General features: G+C 38.3%; 15 protein-coding genes. 8 read left to right on the top strand and 7 right to left on the bottom strand.

Translation table 11 applies throughout. The annotated features are described in order from the left end of the window. The first annotated feature begins 3 nt into the window (after nt 1-3). Nucleotides 4-1,494 carry an amidase gene (locus F981_RS06580; RefSeq protein WP_004719783.1) on the top strand — a complete coding sequence of 497 codons (1,491 nt, stop codon included), beginning with the start codon at nt 4-6 and terminating at the stop codon, nt 1,492-1,494. A 206-nt stretch (nt 1,495-1,700) separates the two neighbouring features. Here the strand turns inward: F981_RS06580 and F981_RS06575 are convergent, their stop codons facing one another. From F981_RS06575 to F981_RS06565, 3 genes are read right to left on the bottom strand one after another with little or no spacing between them, the layout of a single operon-like run. Then, complete coding sequence (locus F981_RS06575) at nt 1,701-3,194, bottom strand: sulfite reductase subunit alpha (RefSeq protein WP_004719780.1); 1,494 nt, start codon at nt 3,192-3,194, stop codon at nt 1,701-1,703. Nucleotides 3,195-3,206: 12 nt separating this feature from the next. Then, nucleotides 3,207-3,797, bottom strand: a complete 591-nt coding sequence (locus F981_RS06570; RefSeq protein ID WP_004719778.1) for a PepSY-associated TM helix domain-containing protein — start codon at nt 3,795-3,797, stop codon at nt 3,207-3,209. 60 nt (nt 3,798-3,857) lie between these two features. Next, complete coding sequence (locus tag F981_RS06565; RefSeq protein ID WP_004719775.1) at nt 3,858-5,414, bottom strand: DUF2271 domain-containing protein; 1,557 nt, start codon at nt 5,412-5,414, stop codon at nt 3,858-3,860. A gap of 101 nt (nt 5,415-5,515) precedes the next feature. Between F981_RS06565 and F981_RS06560 the strand changes: the two genes are divergently transcribed. The 5 genes from F981_RS06560 to F981_RS06540 all read left to right on the top strand — a co-directional run bounded on the left by F981_RS06560 (nt 5,516) and on the right by F981_RS06540 (nt 10,867). Continuing rightward, nucleotides 5,516-6,415 (top strand): DUF4198 domain-containing protein, encoded by a 900-nt coding sequence (locus F981_RS06560; RefSeq protein WP_004719774.1) that lies wholly within the window; start codon nt 5,516-5,518, stop codon nt 6,413-6,415. 241 nt (nt 6,416-6,656) lie between these two features. Continuing rightward, entirely contained in the window at nt 6,657-7,901 is a 1,245-nt protein-coding gene (locus F981_RS06555; RefSeq protein ID WP_004719772.1) for a transposase, read from the top strand. Nucleotides 7,902-8,154: 253 nt separating this feature from the next. Further along, nucleotides 8,155-9,027 (top strand): sulfite exporter TauE/SafE family protein, encoded by an 873-nt coding sequence (locus tag F981_RS06550; protein ID WP_004719769.1) that lies wholly within the window; start codon nt 8,155-8,157, stop codon nt 9,025-9,027. A gap of 149 nt (nt 9,028-9,176) precedes the next feature. Continuing rightward, a complete protein-coding gene (locus F981_RS06545; protein WP_004719768.1) occupies nt 9,177-10,268 on the top strand; it encodes a 3-deoxy-7-phosphoheptulonate synthase in 1,092 nt (363 codons plus the stop codon). Nucleotides 10,269-10,342: 74 nt separating this feature from the next. After that, nucleotides 10,343-10,867 carry a protein tyrosine phosphatase family protein gene (locus F981_RS06540; protein ID WP_016539703.1) on the top strand — a complete coding sequence of 175 codons (525 nt, stop codon included), beginning with the start codon at nt 10,343-10,345 and terminating at the stop codon, nt 10,865-10,867. A 113-nt stretch (nt 10,868-10,980) separates the two neighbouring features. On the opposite strand, the gene F981_RS06535 is transcribed toward F981_RS06540, so the two are convergent. From F981_RS06535 to F981_RS23865, 4 genes are all read right to left on the bottom strand, one after another. Continuing rightward, a complete protein-coding gene (locus F981_RS06535; RefSeq protein WP_004719764.1) occupies nt 10,981-13,953 on the bottom strand; it encodes a M66 family metalloprotease in 2,973 nt (990 codons plus the stop codon). Nucleotides 13,954-14,421: 468 nt separating this feature from the next. After that, nucleotides 14,422-15,150 (bottom strand): histidine phosphatase family protein, encoded by a 729-nt coding sequence (locus F981_RS06530; protein WP_004719762.1) that lies wholly within the window; start codon nt 15,148-15,150, stop codon nt 14,422-14,424. A 376-nt stretch (nt 15,151-15,526) separates the two neighbouring features. Further along, nucleotides 15,527-16,378 (bottom strand): 3'(2'),5'-bisphosphate nucleotidase CysQ family protein, encoded by an 852-nt coding sequence (locus tag F981_RS06525; RefSeq protein ID WP_004719760.1) that lies wholly within the window; start codon nt 16,376-16,378, stop codon nt 15,527-15,529. A 364-nt stretch (nt 16,379-16,742) separates the two neighbouring features. Continuing rightward, nucleotides 16,743-16,895: a hypothetical protein gene (locus F981_RS23865; protein WP_004719758.1), complete on the bottom strand. Its 153-nt coding sequence runs from the start codon at nt 16,893-16,895 to the stop codon at nt 16,743-16,745. Between the two features lie 234 nt (nt 16,896-17,129). On the opposite strand from F981_RS23865, the gene F981_RS06520 reads away from it, so the two are divergent. Together F981_RS06520 and F981_RS06515 are read left to right on the top strand one after the other, a co-directional pair. Continuing rightward, nucleotides 17,130-17,849: an HAD-IA family hydrolase gene (locus tag F981_RS06520; protein WP_004719757.1), complete on the top strand. Its 720-nt coding sequence runs from the start codon at nt 17,130-17,132 to the stop codon at nt 17,847-17,849. Next, the gene (locus tag F981_RS06515) at nt 17,833-18,273 is read left to right on the top strand and encodes an RNA-binding S4 domain-containing protein (RefSeq protein WP_004719756.1); all 441 of its coding nucleotides are present in this window, start codon (nt 17,833-17,835) and stop codon (nt 18,271-18,273) included. The genes F981_RS06520 and F981_RS06515 overlap by 17 nt, the downstream gene beginning before the upstream one ends. The last annotated feature ends 89 nt before the right edge of the window (nt 18,274-18,362 follow it).

Genomic DNA, 18,362 nt, shown 5'->3' with positions numbered 1-18,362 from the left:
GCTATGAAATTTTCAGAATATATTCAATATGATGGTATCGGTTTAGCACAACTTGTACAAAACAAAGAAGTACAAGCACATGAATTATTAGAAATCGCAATTCAACGTGCTGAGCAGGTAAATCCTAAAATTAATGCGATCGTTATTCCGATCTATGAACACGCATTAAAAAATACCCAAAATTATGCGAATGGCCCCTTTTCAGGTGTACCATTTTTACTCAAAGATCTACATCAAGAATATGCGGGTGTCGCAACCTCATCTGGTTCTAAAGCATTTAAAAATGCTAAATATATTGCTAAAGAAAACTCAGAAATCGTCAATCGCTGGGTAAAATCGGGCGTGGTTACTTTTGGTTTAACCAATTCGCCAGAGTTTGGCATTAAAGGTATCACTGAACCTGAAGCTTGGGGCAGTTGCAAAAATCCGTGGAATTTAAAACACAATAGTGGCGGCTCTTCTGGAGGTTCTGCTTCTGGCGTTGCAGCGGGTATCGTACCAATTGCAGGTGCAAGTGATGGAGGCGGTTCTATTCGGATTCCTGCCTCGTATTGTGGCTTATTTGGCTTAAAGCCAAGTCGCGGACGTACACCTTGGGGACCTGAAATCAGTGAAGCAATGCATGGGGCTGCGATGCAACATGTATTGTGCAAATCAGTCCGTGACAGTGCAGCTATGTTAGATGCTACTCAAGGCTCAGATCGTACTGCTCTTTTCAATATCCAAAGCCCGACTGAACGCTACTTAGACATCATTGAAAAAGCCCCAAAACGCTTGCGAATTGGTTTTTCCACTGTTTCACCGATTGGAACCAAAGTTTCAAAAGATGCAGTACAAGCCATTCAAAAAACGGCCAAACTTTTAGAATCTTTAGGACATATTGTTGAAGAAGCAACGCCTCAAATTGACGGTATGGCGCTTGCCAAAGACTTTATTACCACATGGTTTAGCCAATGCGCTTATACAGTGAATCAAGTCAAACAGCGATTTGGTGCAACAGATCAAGATTTTGAATTAGATACACTGGCAATTGCCGCATTTGGTGCCAAAGCTTCTGCTGTGGACTATATCAACAATCTCAATAATTGGGGTGTTTATGTTGCAAGAATGAATCATTTCTTTGAGCGTTATGATTTATTTCTAATTCCGTCTACAGCTTCAATTGCACCGAAAAATGGCGAGGTAAAAACACCATCTTGGCAAGTTCCGATTTTAAAAGCCTTGCTCAAAGTTGATCAAGCCCACTTACTGGCAAAAGGTAAGCTGGTTGAGCAAATGATTAAAAATAATTTGCAATGGGTTCCATTTACCCAATTGGCCAATATCACGGGCTTACCTGCCATGTCAGTACCCTTATATTGGAATAAAGATAATATGCCCTTAGGTTCACAATTTATTGCACCTTTTGGACGTGAGGATGTGTTACTACAACTGGCGGCACAATTAGAACAAGCGCAACCTTGGGCAGCTAAATATAAAGGTATTGCGATATAAATTTTATCTGCATGAATATTCACATTAGACATCTGGTACTGGTGTGAATATTTTTTGAGAATAGCGTGGCATTGCAAGCTTTTCAATCATACATATTCATTTCTATAGAAGAGTATAATTTCCATAAGTTATAAAGTTTGCTTTCGTAAGACTATTCTTAATTCGCTACTTTAATCATCTATATAGAAATGAGAAACATCACGCAATTAATATACATCACGTAAGTAACGTTTTTGTTCAATCAACTGCTCAAACTGATCTTCACCTAAAATATCGATTAATACTGTTTCAACCCCTTGTGCCATCCCTTTTAAACTACCACAAATGTAAATTGATGCACCTTGCTCAATCCATTGTTTAAGTTGCGCTGATTTCTCCAATACACAATCTTGTACATATTTCTGATTATCTGTATCACGTGAAAAAGCATAATCAATTTGCGGCAGTACAGACTGTTGTTGCCATAGATTCAATTGATCTGCAAAGCCAAGGTCAATTTGGTACTGACGTTCGCCATAAATTAACCAGTTTTGCTGAAAAGACCATTCTGCGCGTTGTCGAATATGTGACATCAAGCCTGCAATCCCAGAACCATTTCCAATCAAAATAATAGGTTGATCATTTTGAACCAGATAAAATGCAGGATTTGAACGAACTCGACAAGAAATTTGCTCACCTAAAGCCAGTGCATGGGTAAGATAGCCCGAACCCAGCCCTAAACCTGTTTGATGAACTTCTCGTCTGACCACCAACTCAATCTGGCTTTGTGATGTAATACTGGCAATCGAATACTCACGAATCGGTAAGTCTTCTGCCTGTGCCAACCATTGCTCAAATGCCGTTGAATGCTGCATGGCATCAAATGAACGTAAATTCTTAAACCGCAATAATTCTATTGGATGATTAGCCTGAAACACATTTGAGTTTTGAAGATTAAAATGATCTAAAAACGCCTTGATTTGTGAATCTGTATTGGCACATTGAATTTCAAGAATATCACCAGATTTCCAACATAATGCTTCAACTTGGGTAAACACAAGATGATACATTGGATGCCCTAAACTGCCTTGATTTAACAAATGGCGTTCAGATAAAACCACAGAATGAAATGGATGTTGTGTCAATTGAACAGGTTGAGCTGAAAATTGCGGCAAAACTAGGTCAAGTTGAGTTTGCCACTCAGTCAAACCCGTTGTAGGGTTAAGTTGATCAACACAAATCATGGGGAATAAAGCTTGTGCATGGTTTTCAGTTAACCATAAATCCAATTGTTTACCAAAATTACAGAAATTTGCATAATGCGAATCACCAAAAGCCAATACAGCATACTCAATGTCATTTAAATAAAATGACTTTGTCATTACGTTTTTAACAAACTGACGTGCTGAATCTGGTGCATCCCCCTCACCATAAGTACTAACGATCCATAGAATCTTTAAGCTACGTTTAAATAAAGCGGCATTCACCTGTTCAATACTCAAGCACTGGACCAAATAGCCTGAAGCAGACAATTGCTGGGCTGTTTGTAAAGCAAAATTTTCTGTCTGCCCTGACTGACTTGCATATACAATCAAATATTCATCTGCATTTTGAGCTAAATTGCGCTTTGATTGAGGTCTAAATAAAAGTAACAGAAAAATGCCATGAAATATAAACAAGATTGCTAAAAATATAAGTACAGTCAGTACAGCATGTGTCATTGTTCTAACCTTTTATACTACTGTCCAAACCAGAAGCATCAATAGCGCTAAGCTGAATACCGTCAAGAAAAGATGTGTTTTTAAGCGAGTCTTAATACTTAAAAATAGGATATAGCCTGCCAATGATAAGATCGTAATGATGATTGCACTGATATCAATCAGCCAAGTCCATGCTTTACCCGCATTTTTCCCACGGTGCAAATCACTAATCAATGAAACGGTAGATGCGGGTTTAAGCGTAATTTCAGCTTGACCATTGTCTAAAGTGACCCAAATATCTGTTGAACCTGCTGGACTTGCCAAATGAATCATGACTTCATTATCCATGACTTCACCACTCTTATAACGACCAATGACTGCATGGTGTTGTCGTAGATAATCTACAATTTGAGTGCTTGGATTCTCTTGGCCTTTAATTTGAGTCAGGACATTTTCAGGTAAGGTAATCGTTTCAGTATTTTCATCTGTTGCAGGGGTAAACCATTCAGGGTGGTTTAAAATTAATCCCGTAACAGCAAAAAAGATTAAGACAATAAAAGCAAAAGCTGATAACCAACCATGCACATAACGTGCATGGCGGTAAAAATCTCGACGTTGATACACAATTAAATTCTCATCAAAATTTTCATCAAAACGCTTATCCGAACAGGCATAGTCAGCAAATTAATTCACTTTCTGGAAATTCAGTTTGACGACACCGATTTCTTTTTGTGCAGGTAAATTTTGAGAAGAAGCTTTTGCTTTTACATCCAAGTTAAAGGTTTGATAAGAATGATCACCATGCTCACGTGAAGCTTCAACATGTATTTGATACTGCCCTGCATCTACAGTTTTACCATTGTCATCTTTACCATCCCAAGCCAGTTTATAATTACCCGGTTGGCGTGACGGTTTAGCAACTGCATCCAAGTTCGTTATTTGACGGCCATAACGGCGCCACCATACATAGTTTGAATTAATCCATTTCGGGTCTTTGCCCCAAGCTGCAAGTGTCCGCACTAATTTTTTATCACTGTCGGTCACCCAGATCGAAATATAAGGTGCGCGATAATTTTCCACAACCAATTTGGGAATAACCAAATCGATCACCGCTTGATAACCTGCGGGCCATTTTGATGAAGCATTTGCTGCAACATTATGAAAATCTGCTTGCTGTGGAAGTTGAACCAAAGCATTCCAACCTGTGCTTTGATGCGTTTCACCCGTTGATAGTGTCAGTTGAGCTTCATAACCGAGCAAAGATTCGATCAGTTGCATGCCTTCTGCTGGCTTCATCACAGTCAAGGCTGTTGCTAAAGCATCTGCATCCGCAGCACATTTTCCAACGACTACACATTGTTCAACATGTTGGATTGGCAAACCGGTATGTGGGTCTAAAAGATGAGATTGACCAGCCAGACTACGATAACCCTGACCACTGAATGCGACCGCTTGGTCTTTTAAGTTTAAAACTTGGCTTGGTGCTAGATTGTCATAGTGATGAAAGGCATCTTGTACACCAACATTCCAACCCGCTTGATTGGGTGAGGTTCCCCAAACGCGCATGTCACCACCGATATCCAGTAAAATACCTTTTAAATTAGGGACCGCTTGACGTGCTGCAATTAAAGCTCGATCAATAATATAGCCTTTTGCATAGCCATCTGGTGCAAAAGTAACTGAGCTATCCATTTTCACACTTTTTGTTTTTTCATCCAAACGAACACTGTTGTCTTGCAACTGCGAAAGCAATTGATCACGTGTACTTTGATCAATTTCAAGCACCCCATTGGCCTGTTGCCACATTACGATCAAATTGCCCAAACGTGCATCAAATGCGCCACAGGTTTTACCACGCCAAGCTTCACATGCAGCGATGACTTGATACAAATCCGAAGATGCTGTGAGCTGTTTTTGTTGGTTGAGTTGCGAAATTTCACTGTCATTTTGCCAAGTTGATAACACTTGATTCAAATCAGAAATTTCTTTTTCGATTGCAGCTGTTGCACGTGCAGCATCTTGTTGCGAAGTTCCAGTAATCACCACATCTAAAGATGTACCCAAAACATGATCACGATGGAAATGATGGCTTTCCAATTCAACATGGTTATTGCTTGTAGCAGAAACCTGTACTGTTTCTGCATAACTATGTAGTGGAGATATCAGTGCTAATGCCATGACCAGAGGCGAAAGACGAAATACAGCACGAGTTGAGGGTGAACGTCTGCTTGATGAGGACATACGGATAGTCTCTGAATTTTGTTAAAATAATATTGATAATGATACTTGTTATCAAGTACATTATGTAAAATATTTTAACTTAAGTTTACAGGACGCTTGAAATGAATCAATGGCTCAAAATTGCCTTGCTATCTGCATTACCCGCTGTTGGTTCTGCGCATACCATCAGCCCTTTTATTCTCCCTGAAGTTTTTGATACCAGCGCATCACAAAATATAAGCTTCCAGAGTTCACTAACCTTAGAAAAGTTTTTTGTTCCCAGCATTAACTTTAAAACCAGCTATCTCCTTACAGATCCTAAAGGTCAGCAAATAAAAATAAATCCTGCTGCCGAATTAAAACGCTTTAATGTTGCTGAGTTTGATCTTCCAAGTGAAGGGACTTACCGTATCCGTACAGATAATGCTTTAGGGAATAGTAGTAAATACGCCCTTATAGATGGTCGTTGGTTACGTATCCGCCCTGTACGTCCGCAAAATGCAAATGCTCAAGCGCCCAAATCTGAACAACAAAAAGCCGATGCTGAAAAAAAACCAGTAACACCACCACAACCGCCACGTTCAGTTTCAGCAGACCAAGTCCCTGCAAATGCACAAACCTTAGAGGTTAAAAACAATATTATTGCTGAAAGCTTTGTCACCAAAGGCAAACCAAGCCCTGTTCCAGCAGTCAGCAATAAAGGATTTGAAGTTAAGTTTTTAACAACCCATCCAAATGAATTGTTTGCTGGTGAATCATTAAAAGCGCAGATTTTACTCAATGGCAAAGCTGTACCAAACCTTGAAGTTGATGTGTTTAAAGGCGCCAGTAGTTATGAAACCAGTGCACAACGTGAACAACCACATGTAAAAACCAATGCAAAAGGTGAAGTGGAAGTTAAATTTGAAAAACCTGGAATTTATTTGATTACGACTTCTTATCCAGAGGCTAATCCTGACAATAGCAAAAAGCCAGAAAGTGAAATTTTTACTTATGGTCTAACCGTTGAGGTTGCTGAATAAATTCTATGAGCATATTAATTTTTATTTAATAATTAGCATATTTATTAGCTTTCTTTCACAAGTCTTTTTAAAAGCATAAATCAACATAAAAGCACCCTCATCCTAGCCTTCTCCCAGAGGGCATAGGTATCTACACAATTAAATCTATTTAAGTTAAATTGGAGAGCATGCTCTCCAATTTAACATTCCACACTTAGATAACCGATTAGTTAAACGCTACGGACGTCTTGTAAAACTTAATATGAATCCACTTGCTTCATTAGCCCCAGCGCTTAAAGATATTGCTTCTACCCAAAAGACTAGCTTTGCTACAACCCAAGCAGTTTGGCGTTTCTTAAATAACGAAAACGTTTCATTTCAACAACTCAATCAGCCTATTCAAAAACTTGCGCTTGAACAAATCGCTCTATCGAATCACCACTATGCCTTAGTTGCTCATGATTGGTCTCAACTACAATATTTCAAACATAACAACAAGTTAAATAGATTCAAAAGAACACATGCAAGTGACAAAGGCTATGAATTACAAAGCAGTTTATTAATTGATGCTGAAACGGGTTTACCCATTGCACCATTAGATCAAACTTTATGTGATGCTACTGGACGTTATTCAACATTTACTGATGGGCATAAAATAAAAGAAACCCATTTAAATGCACTATGTGAACAAATCGAACATATTGAGTCTTTACCAATAGAAAAGAAACTCGTACATATTATTGATCGTGAAGGAGATTCAATTGCTCATCTTAGATTATTGAATCAACAAGAACATTTATTTCTTATTCGAGGTAAAGAAGGAAATCGTGTTGAATATCAAGGAGAAGATGTTAAGTTAAGGAAAGTGTCAGACCAAATACCAACTACACAAACCCATACAATTCAATATAAAGGGAATTGCGAACAACTCTATGTTGGTGAAACTCAAATCAGTATTACGCGTAATGCAAGACCAATGCAAAAAGATGAAACGGGAAAAAGAATTCCACCACAAAAGGGAAAGTCATTAACCGTTCGACTGATTGTAGTTGAAGTTAAAAATAAGCAAGGAAAATCACTTTCTCGTTGGAGCTTATTAAGTAATGTATCATCAGAAATTCCAAGTATAGAATTGGCAACTTGGTATTACTGGCGTTGGAAAATAGAAAACTATTTTAAGTTGTTAAAACAGGCGGGCCATGACATTGAGTCATGGCTACAAACAACTCCGCAAGCGATATTAAGACGACTCTTAATTGCAAGTATGGCATGTGTATTAACTTGGCGAATACAGCGAGAAAATGATGAGAAAAATTCAAGAGTTAGAGTCTTTCTAACACGTCTATCAGGAAGGCAACAAAAAAGAGGAACAAGGGAAAGTGCTCCAGCAATCTTGGCTGGTCTGTCAATATTACTGAATACACTACAATTATTATCTGAACATTCGGTTGATGACCTTAAGCTGATTGCTGAAATTGCATTAGAGTCTCTAACAAAAGATGTGTAGATACCTATGCCCAGAGGGAGAAGGAACTTTCAATACGAATATGATTCAATTCAAATGATCATTTTTCAATCTATCAAAGAGACCGAATCAAAATTTAGAATAATAATCAATTAGATAGATATAAAAACCTGCATTATGCTAAAGTTAAAAGACTTTAGCATTTTTTTGCATAAGCAAATCAACAATCAAGACAACCACTTATACAAAAAAGTCATAAGATATGCCTGTTTTTTGATATCTGGCAATATAAGTCATGTTTGGTCCTGTTGAGTTTATTCTAGCTGGCGTTTTAGTCGGCTTCTGTGTAGGTATTACTGGTGTAGGCGGTGGTTCACTTATGACCCCCATCCTGATTAGTTTATTTCGAATAGAACCACACATCGCAATCGGAACAGACCTACTCTATGCGGCTATTTCTAAGTTTTGTGGCTCAATGGTCCATGCTAAAAAACTGAATATCGTTTGGCCGATTGTTCTCTGGTTAGCTTTGGGCAGTGTCCCTGCTTCATTTATCACCCATTGGGTTTTAGACAATTACCTCAGCAGTTCAACGCATTACAAAGCCATTTTAACCATGGTGTTAGGCTTTATGCTGACCATAACAGGCTTGTCTATCGTGTTCCGTTCTAGAATTGAAAAATTCTTTGCCAAATTTCGTGCAGAAAAACAAGATTTTCATGAGGCAAATAATTTCAACATTGAAGGCAAACGCACTTATGTTGTGATTATGGGGATTGTACTGGGCGTATTCGTGACCCTTTCTTCTGTAGGTGCTGGCGCATTTGGTATCATGGCGCTGATCCTTATGTTTCCCAATTTACCGATGATTCGTATCATTGGTTCAGATGTTGTACATGCTGTTTTGTTAACCTCTGTTGCTGGTTTTGCACATATGACATCTGGCAATGTAGATTTTCATCTGCTTGGATGGTTACTGGTGGGCTCAATTCCTGCAATTGTGGTGGGGACCTTGATCAGTTCTAAAATGCCAGAAAAAATGATTCGCAAGGTTTTGGGGATCACCCTATTTGCCTTGGGTATTAACTTTATTTTAAACCCTGTTAAATCCAAACCTGTAGAAAAACCACAGGCTGCAATGGTGACGCCATCCGTCCAACAACCATAGGTTTAAAATTAAGCTTTTATTGATAACTAATAATTATGAATTGACCGTAAAGTTTTAATGATTTATTTATGACAAAACTTCGGCCAATTCGTGTTATATTCTGACCACTAAAAATACTTTCTGTATGTTTCTAATACCCAGTGACGGCAATGAATACATTAAATTCAAATCCAATTACTCAATCAGATATTGATGACGTGAATGTCCAAAGCATTCAAACGCTGGTAACCCCAGCGGAACTTAAAGCTGAATTACCATTAAATGAAAATGCCTACCAAACTGTACTTCATGGTCGGGAAACTGTTCGTAATATTTTAGATGGTAAAGATAAACGTCTATTTGTTGTGATTGGCCCTTGTTCTATTCATGACCCTGTTGCAGCACATGATTATGCAAATCGTTTAAAAGTATTAAGTGAAAAAGTAAAAGATACTTTATATATCATCATGCGTGTTTATTTTGAAAAACCTCGTACAACCGTTGGTTGGAAAGGTTTGATCAATGATCCAGATATGAATGATTCTTTTAATATTGAAAAAGGTCTACGTTTAGGTCGCAAACTATTGCTTGAGTTAAACGATAAAGGCTTACCTTGTGCGACTGAAGCGCTTGACCCAAACTCACCACAATATTACCAAGATCTTATTTCATGGTCTGCGATTGGTGCACGTACAACGGAAAGCCAAACGCATCGTGAAATGTCTTCTGGTCTTTCTTCACCTGTAGGCTTTAAAAATGGTACAGATGGTGGTTTAACCGTTGCAACCAATGCCATGCAGTCTGTTAAACATGGTCATAGCTTTTTGGGTTTAAATAACGAAGGCCAAGTTTCAGTGATTCGTACCAGTGGTAACCCTTATGCACACGTTGTATTACGTGGTGGTAATGGTAAGCCGAACTATGATGCGGGTTCTGTTGCTGAAGCGGAAAATGCGTTAGCAAAAGCCAAAGTCAGCAATAAAATCATGATTGATACCAGTCATGCCAACTCAAATAAAGATCCGTATTTACAACCGCTTGTGTTGAAAAACATCACCGAACAGATTTTAGATGGCAACAAATCTATTGTCGGCATTATGGTTGAAAGCCATATCAAAGGTGGGCGCCAAGATATTCCTGAAAATCTGGCTGATTTAGAATATGGTAAATCTGTGACTGATGGTTGTATCGATTGGGAAACCACTGAAAAAGCGCTTCTGGAAATGGATGCAGCTTTAAAAGAAATTTTACCAAATCGTTAATTAATATAAAAACGCCATCTACATAGATGGCGTTTTTGTTTATGATGTTATTAAACATTTTCTGTAAGAATGCTATGAACGAACTTGAACAAGAACTCTGTCAAATCGCAAACTTCCAGTTTGTCCACGAACATTTACTGACTTCAGGTCAGCCGAGTGCTGAACAACTGAAACAGATTAAAGAATACGGCGTAGATACAATCATCAATCTGGCATTTACAGATGCCAACTTACACCTTGAACATGAAGATAAAATCTGTGCTGAGTTTGGGCTCAACTACATTCAAATTCCAATCCATTGGGATACACCAGCAGATGATCAATGCTTATTTGTGTTAGATTTGATCGCGCATTTGGTACAGGAAAAAATTGTTTGGGTACATTGTGCAAAAAATATGCGGGTAAGTTGTTTGATGTATTTATATCGCCAATATTATATGGATATCAATATGCCAACCGCACAAGAGTTGATGCATCAAATTTGGGAACCCAATGAGACTTGGACCGGTTTAATACATGCTGTTGCCTTACAACTGCAAGGGCGCAAAGCCACTGAAGATTTACAACACTCCTTGATGAATGCGGATCAGTTTTCTTAAATCAGCATAACAACAGTTCAATCATTGACGTATTTAAGTAAAATCATCAACATGAACAGAAATAAGCGCCTTATGGCGCTTATTTTATGGTGATAAATTAATTTTTGATTTGCTTACTTGATCAGCAGTTGCTTGATCAAAGCTAAATTTTCAGCACGGGTTGCAGCCAAAATCAAACTGTTATTGGTAGTAAGATTTGTCCATTTTTGATTTCCACCAGTACCGCAATTATAACTAATCAAACGTGCTCGGTTATTGCTTAAATAACCATATTCCAAATCAAAACATTTTGAACCTTGTTCGATACGTTGCTGTGTGGCATTCATCGCCCACACTTGGCTTGCTGCATCATGGTTACATGAGCTTAGATTAATCACTCCACCCTGATTGGCTAAACACTGATCCATATATTTTTTGCTGTGGATTTTACCCATTGCATCATAAATCCACTGTTCACTGTCATCACCCGTACAGCCGCTCTTACCACTGATATAAGCATTCAATTTGCCATTAGACAGTGTTTCAACTTTTAGACAATTTGTCCCGTTTTTAATGCTAGAAACATGGTTTAAATTGAAATCAGTACTTAGTTCCAACTTTGCCACAAACTGATTAAATGCCTCAATCGCTTCAACATTGCCACTTTCGAGATCAGTTCGATATGCATTTATCCAACGATTTAAACGATAAAGTTTAATTTGTTGTTGAGTATAACGGACCATTTCTGTTTGCGCGTCCGCTGACAATTCAGTTTTAAATTGACGATAAGAGTCAAATAATAAGCGTGAATCCGCATCTAGGCTAACCACCTCTTTACCTTTATTATTCAGCAAAGCTTGTTCGAGTTGTGGCATTTCAAGTGTTCTTAATGCCGAATACTCTGCTTCTTTACCAATAGAAACAAAAGGTGCCATTGCTTGTGTAGTGACTGGAATATTGATATTCGACAATTTCACTGCTTGCTGACCTGCTTTTTGGCAGTAAAGATCAACATTTTGAGGTGTATCACTTTGCGCAAGGTTGATATGGAATTTGTTGGCATTGCTACCTGAATTTACCCGTTGTGGAGCAAGTGCAATATTTTCTACTTTATTGGCATACTGCACATTTAACCAACAACTTGCAGCTGTGCCAGTCGTGTTGGCCTGAGGTAGATTAAAGACATTGCCCCAATTGCCTCGTGCCGCAGGATAAATAATCCCCACCTGATTGACTGGATCATAGCCACCTAAAATCGTATAAACAGGCACACTAAACAAACGTGGTTTTAAAAAGTTACCATCGGCACTGTTATACCAGACATTGCCTGAGTTTGGCGTTTTGGGTTGTGCATCTACCATTTCGCGTGTTGCTGCATTCCATTTTTTATAACCTGTTGTAGAGTTTGGATCCCACACGTATTTATCAAAAGCAGGTTGAATTTTTAACCACATACTATAACCAGTATAGTGGGTATATTTGGAAATCGAGCTAGCGCTAGATCCACCACTCATGGCATCCCAACCATAGGCATAGAGATTTTGGAAGTTTGGTACACCATTACTGCCATCACCTAAATTGGTATTGCCCCAATTTAAATTGCCACGCATTCTATTTCGAAATGCAATGTATCCCCAACCGCTATCCGCATGGTGTGCAGACCAGAAATAATTTGTGGGACTTCCACTAGTTTCGACTGAGCCAGGATAATGCCCTAAACCATAGTGATGCCCGATTTCATGGCTAAATTCATTCCCCACCGAATCAATCAATGTCAAAATACCATTTCCACCACTTAAGCCGTGATTGGACTCACCATTGGCATATTTACCTCTGGCATGATGAATCACCACACTTTGAGTCACTTGTGGTTGCTCTTGGCTTTGCATCGATGAACTGGTGACACCCCAATTCGCTAAGTTAATTCCAACACTAAATGTCGATTTAGCGGTGTTTTCACGCATATCTCCATCATAGACACCACCATTTGTTGCACTGACAGAATCGTAAATGACACCACTTGCAACCATAACCCGATTAAGCTTCATTTCATCGTATTTGCTGACAATCATTTTTGCAGCAGGGATGGTTTGGAAATAATCGGTTCCTGCTTTTTCAGGTTCCAGCAGCATATAGTGACCATTGGATTTAGGTGCATCTGTCAATAAACCTAAACGAATACTTTGCACCACCAACTCGCCTGGTGCAGCAAAATCAATATCTGTCGCAGCTAAAGAACCACTACGATTGTTTACAGGATCGATAATACGGATGGATAATCCTGAACGTACCTCATCCCACTTTAACGCTACTGACCACGCCTGTTTAGAGTACATCACCCGCGCTCGATCATCCTGATTAGATTGATCTGAAGCAGCAAGACGTGAAGGCTCTTTTAAATTTACGGTACGTATCAGTTGGTTACCTTGATAGATTTCCGCTTGTAATTTATCAACATCTCCCATCGAAACCAAAGGTGTAACCAATAACAATGCATCTTTTTGCGTTGTTAAGCGTGGCATTTTATCCTGTTCATTATTCTTCGGATTGACCACATGACTTTGGGCAAACTGAATCATTGCAGCAAAGTCACCATTTAAATCATTGCGCAATAAGCGATTTCCACCCTGTGCATTAAAATCATAAAAGCCTAATACACTGCTTGAGATTTTATTTTTAACTGGTTCTGGATATTTTTCTACTACAGGTGGTGTTGTGCCTGTACCACCATTTGAGCCACCCGAACCATTCTCAGGAGGTTGAGTCGTACCACCATTTGAGCCACCCGAACCACTCTCAGGAGGAGTCTCAGTCGATCCACCATTTGAACCGCCTGAACCACTCTCAGGAGGAGTCTCAGTTGATCCACCGTTTGAACCGCCCGAACCACTCTCAGGAGGTTGAGTTGTACCACCATTTGAACCACCTGAACCGTTGTCTGGGGTTTCTGGTGTACCATCCCCAGGTAACTCATTTGTACCATCGCCAGGATTTTGCGGTATATTCGATGGCTGATCATTTGTAGAATGGCTATCACTACCGCCCCCACATGCGATAAGCATTGCTGAAAGCGTACAAATTGTTAAATATTTAAACCGTAATTGCATCACATATCTTCCCCATATTTATAACGACTTATCTCTATCCTTGGTTTCTGAGATTAAATTAAAATAATTATATATTTCAACTATTTAAATATATCATATTGTTTGTAATCATGTGATTTTTATTTAAAAAAATATAAAAATGATGTATTGCCATAAATTTTACTTTTATGGATTCATTGAGTTTTAGGTTGTTATTTATCGGCACCGGGGTTTTAAATCCTCCCCCTTGCGAAGTTAATACTTCTCACCTTTTTTTAAGGAGGGAGTTTTTCATTACTCGAATAAATTGAGTTTAACCATACAGCGTGTTGCTATCGCGTGTCGACATGGATGTCGCCCATTGTGTGTGGGTATGCGGGGATACAGATTTAGTAGCGCAAGATGAGGCATCGCCTACACAAAGGGAGAAGAAATTTTCAATATCAATATGATTTACTCAACATAATTATTTTTGGATTTAAAATGGATCTATTGCTGAAACTCACGTATCGACAATTCACCACGTTCGCCTCGCCAAATCCATTTCAAATGACTATCTGCAAAACGCTCACCTTCAAACCAAACAAATAGACCTTCCATCATCTCAGGCCAATCACTTTGACTGATTTCGGTACGTTTTGAAATCACCGCAATAATCGCGGCAAGAATCGTATCGTGGCTCACAGCCAAGCTAATGCCATTGTTTAGCGTAGGATGTGTTTCATAGATTAATTCAAGTACATCAACCACACCCGTAATCGGATGTTTCATGCCAGGTAAGGCATTATTTACGAAACTGTTGATAAAGCCTAAAGCACCTTGTGCTCTAAAATAGGGAGCGGCTTGTTTAATATCCAGCACAAAGCTTCCCGGCTCAACCAATAAACCCTTTTCTACAATTTCAATATGATGGGTATTCGGATAAGGAGAAATTCCGTCAGCACCTTGAATCATCAAAGCCGCGGTATCTACACAACGCTGAATGGGGCTTGAAATACAGTGCTGGATCACACGGTCTGTATTTTCAATCAAATAACAACCCCAAGCTTGCGCTAAATCACGACCTTGGGAAGTTAATTGCAGATCATAACCTGCCAGCCCCTGCCCATTCACAACCTCACGAATTGAATGACGCGTGAATAAGGTTACAGGTGTTTTCGCATCGGGCAATAAATCTATTGCTTTTAGCATACTGTTCGGCAATAAATCTAAGGCCATATCAACTTAAAACTCATTTTTATACAAGCTTACTATAACATATGCAGCCAAGCGCTCAATCTAGGGTCTGTTAACATTTCATAAATGGCTTGCGTTGTAGGTTAAAATTGAGCAGGCAAGGCATGAAACGAAGAGAATAGCGAGACTATTTTCGAGTTTCATAACGTAGGCTGAGATAATTTTAGCCACAACCCTTCGGGACTAGCGTGTTTTTTGCCGCTACGTCGTTACGAACTACTCATTTAGAATGACTAAATTTCATAATTCGCTCCTAGTATCGCCTAAAAAACACACGTAGTCGCAAACATAGACGAATTGTCAACAGACCCTAATATCAAAGTGTTAAATTATCTATAAAATGCATATCTATATCAGATTAAAAGCTCACATTGCTTAATGCTTCTAAAGCAATTTCTTTATTTTCGACATTCCGAAATGCGATAAACCCATCATTTAACACCGTATCACGTTGATTATAGGTAAATGGTACCGCAGCTAAACTCAGTAATCCGCCACCAATACTTTCCAATAATCCTTGTCCTGCACTGGTATCCCACTCAGAGGTAGGATGAAATCTTGGATAAATATCAATTTCGCCTTCAAGCATCATACAAAACTTATAGGCACTGCCCGCCTCGCGTCTAATGACAGGCGATTCTTGCTCAATATAATCAATATATTGCTGATACTTTGGATTTTTACTGCTATGGCTTAGTCCAATTTGAATTGCATCTTCCTCTACAGCTTTAAACTTGCAATAACGTTCCCAAGTACGATGAATAAAGCAATATTTATAAGGTAATTCTGTTAAATATCCCAAATACATCACTTGCTCTGTCGGTACAGCAATGATTGAAAATATGGTTTGGTGGTTGTGAATTAGACTTAAATTAATCGTAAATTCATCACGTTCATGAATAAATTCTTTAGTTCCATCCAAAGGATCCAGCATCCAACAGATATTCCATGTATGTCGTTGAGAATAATCGCTCTCTTCTGATAGCACTGGAATTTCAGGGGTGATTTTCGCCAGTTGTTCTATTAAATAGGCATTCACTTTTAAGTCAGCTTGGGTAACAGGTGACTGATCATCCTTTTTATCAATATTAAACGCATTTCCAGCACAATAATTTTGGTATTCCTCGAGCAAGATCTGACTTGCAGATGCCAAAACTGGAACTAATTTTAAAATTTGTTCATCTTGTGGTGCTTGAGTGGTAATAAACATTGATCCGACCTGTAGGATGTCTGATTTTTGTCCACAAGCCTACCATTTTTTTATGTTGAGTGCATGAAAACAATAGCTTTTAACTAATAAATATCCTGAGATTAGATATGCTTTTTGAACACGATATAGACTTCTAAATTTTCATTTGATTTAGATTAGTCCAAGTCTATTCAACCTATTTAAAATTTTATCCAATGAAATCCATTTTAATATGGATGAATTAACCAATAACATATTATTTTCATTAATTGTATTTATATAACTCCTCACAACTTTAACATTCAGGCTTCAGATGCTTTGAATTTTAATCGTTGTTTTGTTAATGAATATTTTTTAAATCGGGTCTATGTTCATATATATTTTTTTACAGTTCAAAAATATGACTGAGCGCTTTGCCGATAAGCAAAATATTTTCCCTATTTTCCAATTCTGGTGCTTCTTGGATTTTTCCTGAAATATTATCTAATAGCATCGCTGCTTGATGTAATTCAGAATTTATCGTATCTAATACGTTCATTAAAGTCTCATTTATATCGTTTGGATCTAAATGTTATAGCATTTAGATCTAGCGCTTTAAATTGTAATATATGTAGTTGGATCAAATTTTGAGAGCATAGCTAAGCGATTAGTGATAAGTAAAAGAAATCCGCAAATGATGAGTTTCCGTGCTCATCATCTCACATTTATTTTATTAAAATTTACACGTTCATAGAGTCTTTGTTAAACTTTAAAAAACTTTGGAGTTCCTTGAATGCAAAAACCGATCATCTTTTTTGACATGGACGGCACACTCCTTGATTTAGCTTTTGATGATCTGATCTGGAACACAAAACTCCCTGAACGGCATGCAGAAACCCATCAATGTAGTTTAGAGCACAGTCAAAACATTCTAAATGCATTTTATCAACAACATAATCATACCCTCTGCTGGTATTCTTCAAAATATTGGTCTGAAAAAGTTGGGGTTGATGTCCTACAATTACAATATGATTTTAAAGATAAAATCACCCCAAGAACTGGCTGTTTTGAATTATTAAAACAATTAAAAGTACAAGGTTATCGTTGTTGGTTACTGACCAATGCAGATTGTGCTGGCTTAAAACTTAAACTTGAAAATGTTGATCTCAGCCCTTATTTTGAAGTAATGATCAGTAGTGAAGAAATTGGCTATTCCAAAGAGTTTATTGAGTTTTGGCAAATCCTGCAGCAAAAGCATCCATTTGACCCACAAAATGCATGTTTTGTGGATGACACCATCCCAGTATTAAAAGGTGCTGAAAAGTTTGGTATAGCACACTTAATCACGATTACTCAACCTTCCAGTGGTCGTGCTGCGCGTCATCAATTAGAATTGGAATACCCTGCAATCAATCATTTAACTGAGCTTTTACCTTTACTGAAAAACGTAGCGTTAGCAAATTTACAGTCAACAGATTTAGAACATAAGGATGTCGATGTCAAAACAGCCTGAGAAACAACAACTTGAAACAATGCGTGTAGACAAATGGCTTTGGGCTGCACGTTTTTTTAAAACACGCTCTATTGCCAAAGATGCAATCGAGGGTGGTAAAGTTCATCATAATAATGAACGTGTTAAAGTCTCAAAAGAGATTCGTGTTGGAATGGAGCTCACCATACAACAAGGTTTTGATCGTAAAACGGTAGTGATTAAAGCACTCTCCGTTGTTCGTGGCGGCGCACCGATTGCCCAACAACTTTATGAAGAAACTGAGGTGAGTGTGGCACGTAGAGAGTTGATTTCATCCCAAAGAAAATTGCATAATCTAGCGCGCCCTGATCATCGACCAAGTAAAAAAGATCGACGACAAATTAGCAAATTTAAACAAGAAAATGATCAACAATTTGACCAATCTTGGTCCTATGATGATGACTGAATTCGTTTAGGTTGGGTACGACATCTTATGTCGTACTAATGTTTTTTAATATAGAACCATTTTTTATTTTCTGTCACTATTACTGCCGT

The organism is Acinetobacter guillouiae CIP 63.46 (genome assembly GCF_000368145.1).
GTDB classification, from domain to species: Bacteria; Pseudomonadota; Gammaproteobacteria; order Pseudomonadales; family Moraxellaceae; genus Acinetobacter; species Acinetobacter guillouiae.
Note: the sequence above shows the minus strand (reverse complement) of the source record. Positions and strands in the feature narration are given on the sequence as shown.

What these genes read in the sequence shown, in the direction of transcription:
- F981_RS06580 (WP_004719783.1), top strand. Translation starts at nt 4, where the DNA reads ATGAAATTTTCAGAATATATTCAATATGATGGTATCGGTTTAGCACAA.
- F981_RS06575 (WP_004719780.1), bottom strand. Translation starts at nt 3,194, where the DNA reads ATGACACATGCTGTACTGACTGTACTTATATTTTTAGCAATCTTGTTT.
- F981_RS06565 (WP_004719775.1), bottom strand. Translation starts at nt 5,414, where the DNA reads ATGTCCTCATCAAGCAGACGTTCACCCTCAACTCGTGCTGTATTTCGT.
- F981_RS06560 (WP_004719774.1), top strand. Translation starts at nt 5,516, where the DNA reads ATGAATCAATGGCTCAAAATTGCCTTGCTATCTGCATTACCCGCTGTT.
- F981_RS06555 (WP_004719772.1), top strand. Translation starts at nt 6,657, where the DNA reads ATGAATCCACTTGCTTCATTAGCCCCAGCGCTTAAAGATATTGCTTCT.
- F981_RS06550 (WP_004719769.1), top strand. Translation starts at nt 8,155, where the DNA reads ATGTTTGGTCCTGTTGAGTTTATTCTAGCTGGCGTTTTAGTCGGCTTC.
- F981_RS06545 (WP_004719768.1), top strand. Translation starts at nt 9,177, where the DNA reads ATGAATACATTAAATTCAAATCCAATTACTCAATCAGATATTGATGAC.
- F981_RS06540 (WP_016539703.1), top strand. Translation starts at nt 10,343, where the DNA reads ATGAACGAACTTGAACAAGAACTCTGTCAAATCGCAAACTTCCAGTTT.
- F981_RS06535 (WP_004719764.1), bottom strand. Translation starts at nt 13,953, where the DNA reads ATGCAATTACGGTTTAAATATTTAACAATTTGTACGCTTTCAGCAATG.
- F981_RS06530 (WP_004719762.1), bottom strand. Translation starts at nt 15,150, where the DNA reads ATGGCCTTAGATTTATTGCCGAACAGTATGCTAAAAGCAATAGATTTA.
- F981_RS06525 (WP_004719760.1), bottom strand. Translation starts at nt 16,378, where the DNA reads ATGTTTATTACCACTCAAGCACCACAAGATGAACAAATTTTAAAATTA.
- F981_RS23865 (WP_004719758.1), bottom strand. Translation starts at nt 16,895, where the DNA reads ATGAACGTATTAGATACGATAAATTCTGAATTACATCAAGCAGCGATG.
- F981_RS06520 (WP_004719757.1), top strand. Translation starts at nt 17,130, where the DNA reads ATGCAAAAACCGATCATCTTTTTTGACATGGACGGCACACTCCTTGAT.
- F981_RS06515 (WP_004719756.1), top strand. Translation starts at nt 17,833, where the DNA reads ATGTCAAAACAGCCTGAGAAACAACAACTTGAAACAATGCGTGTAGAC.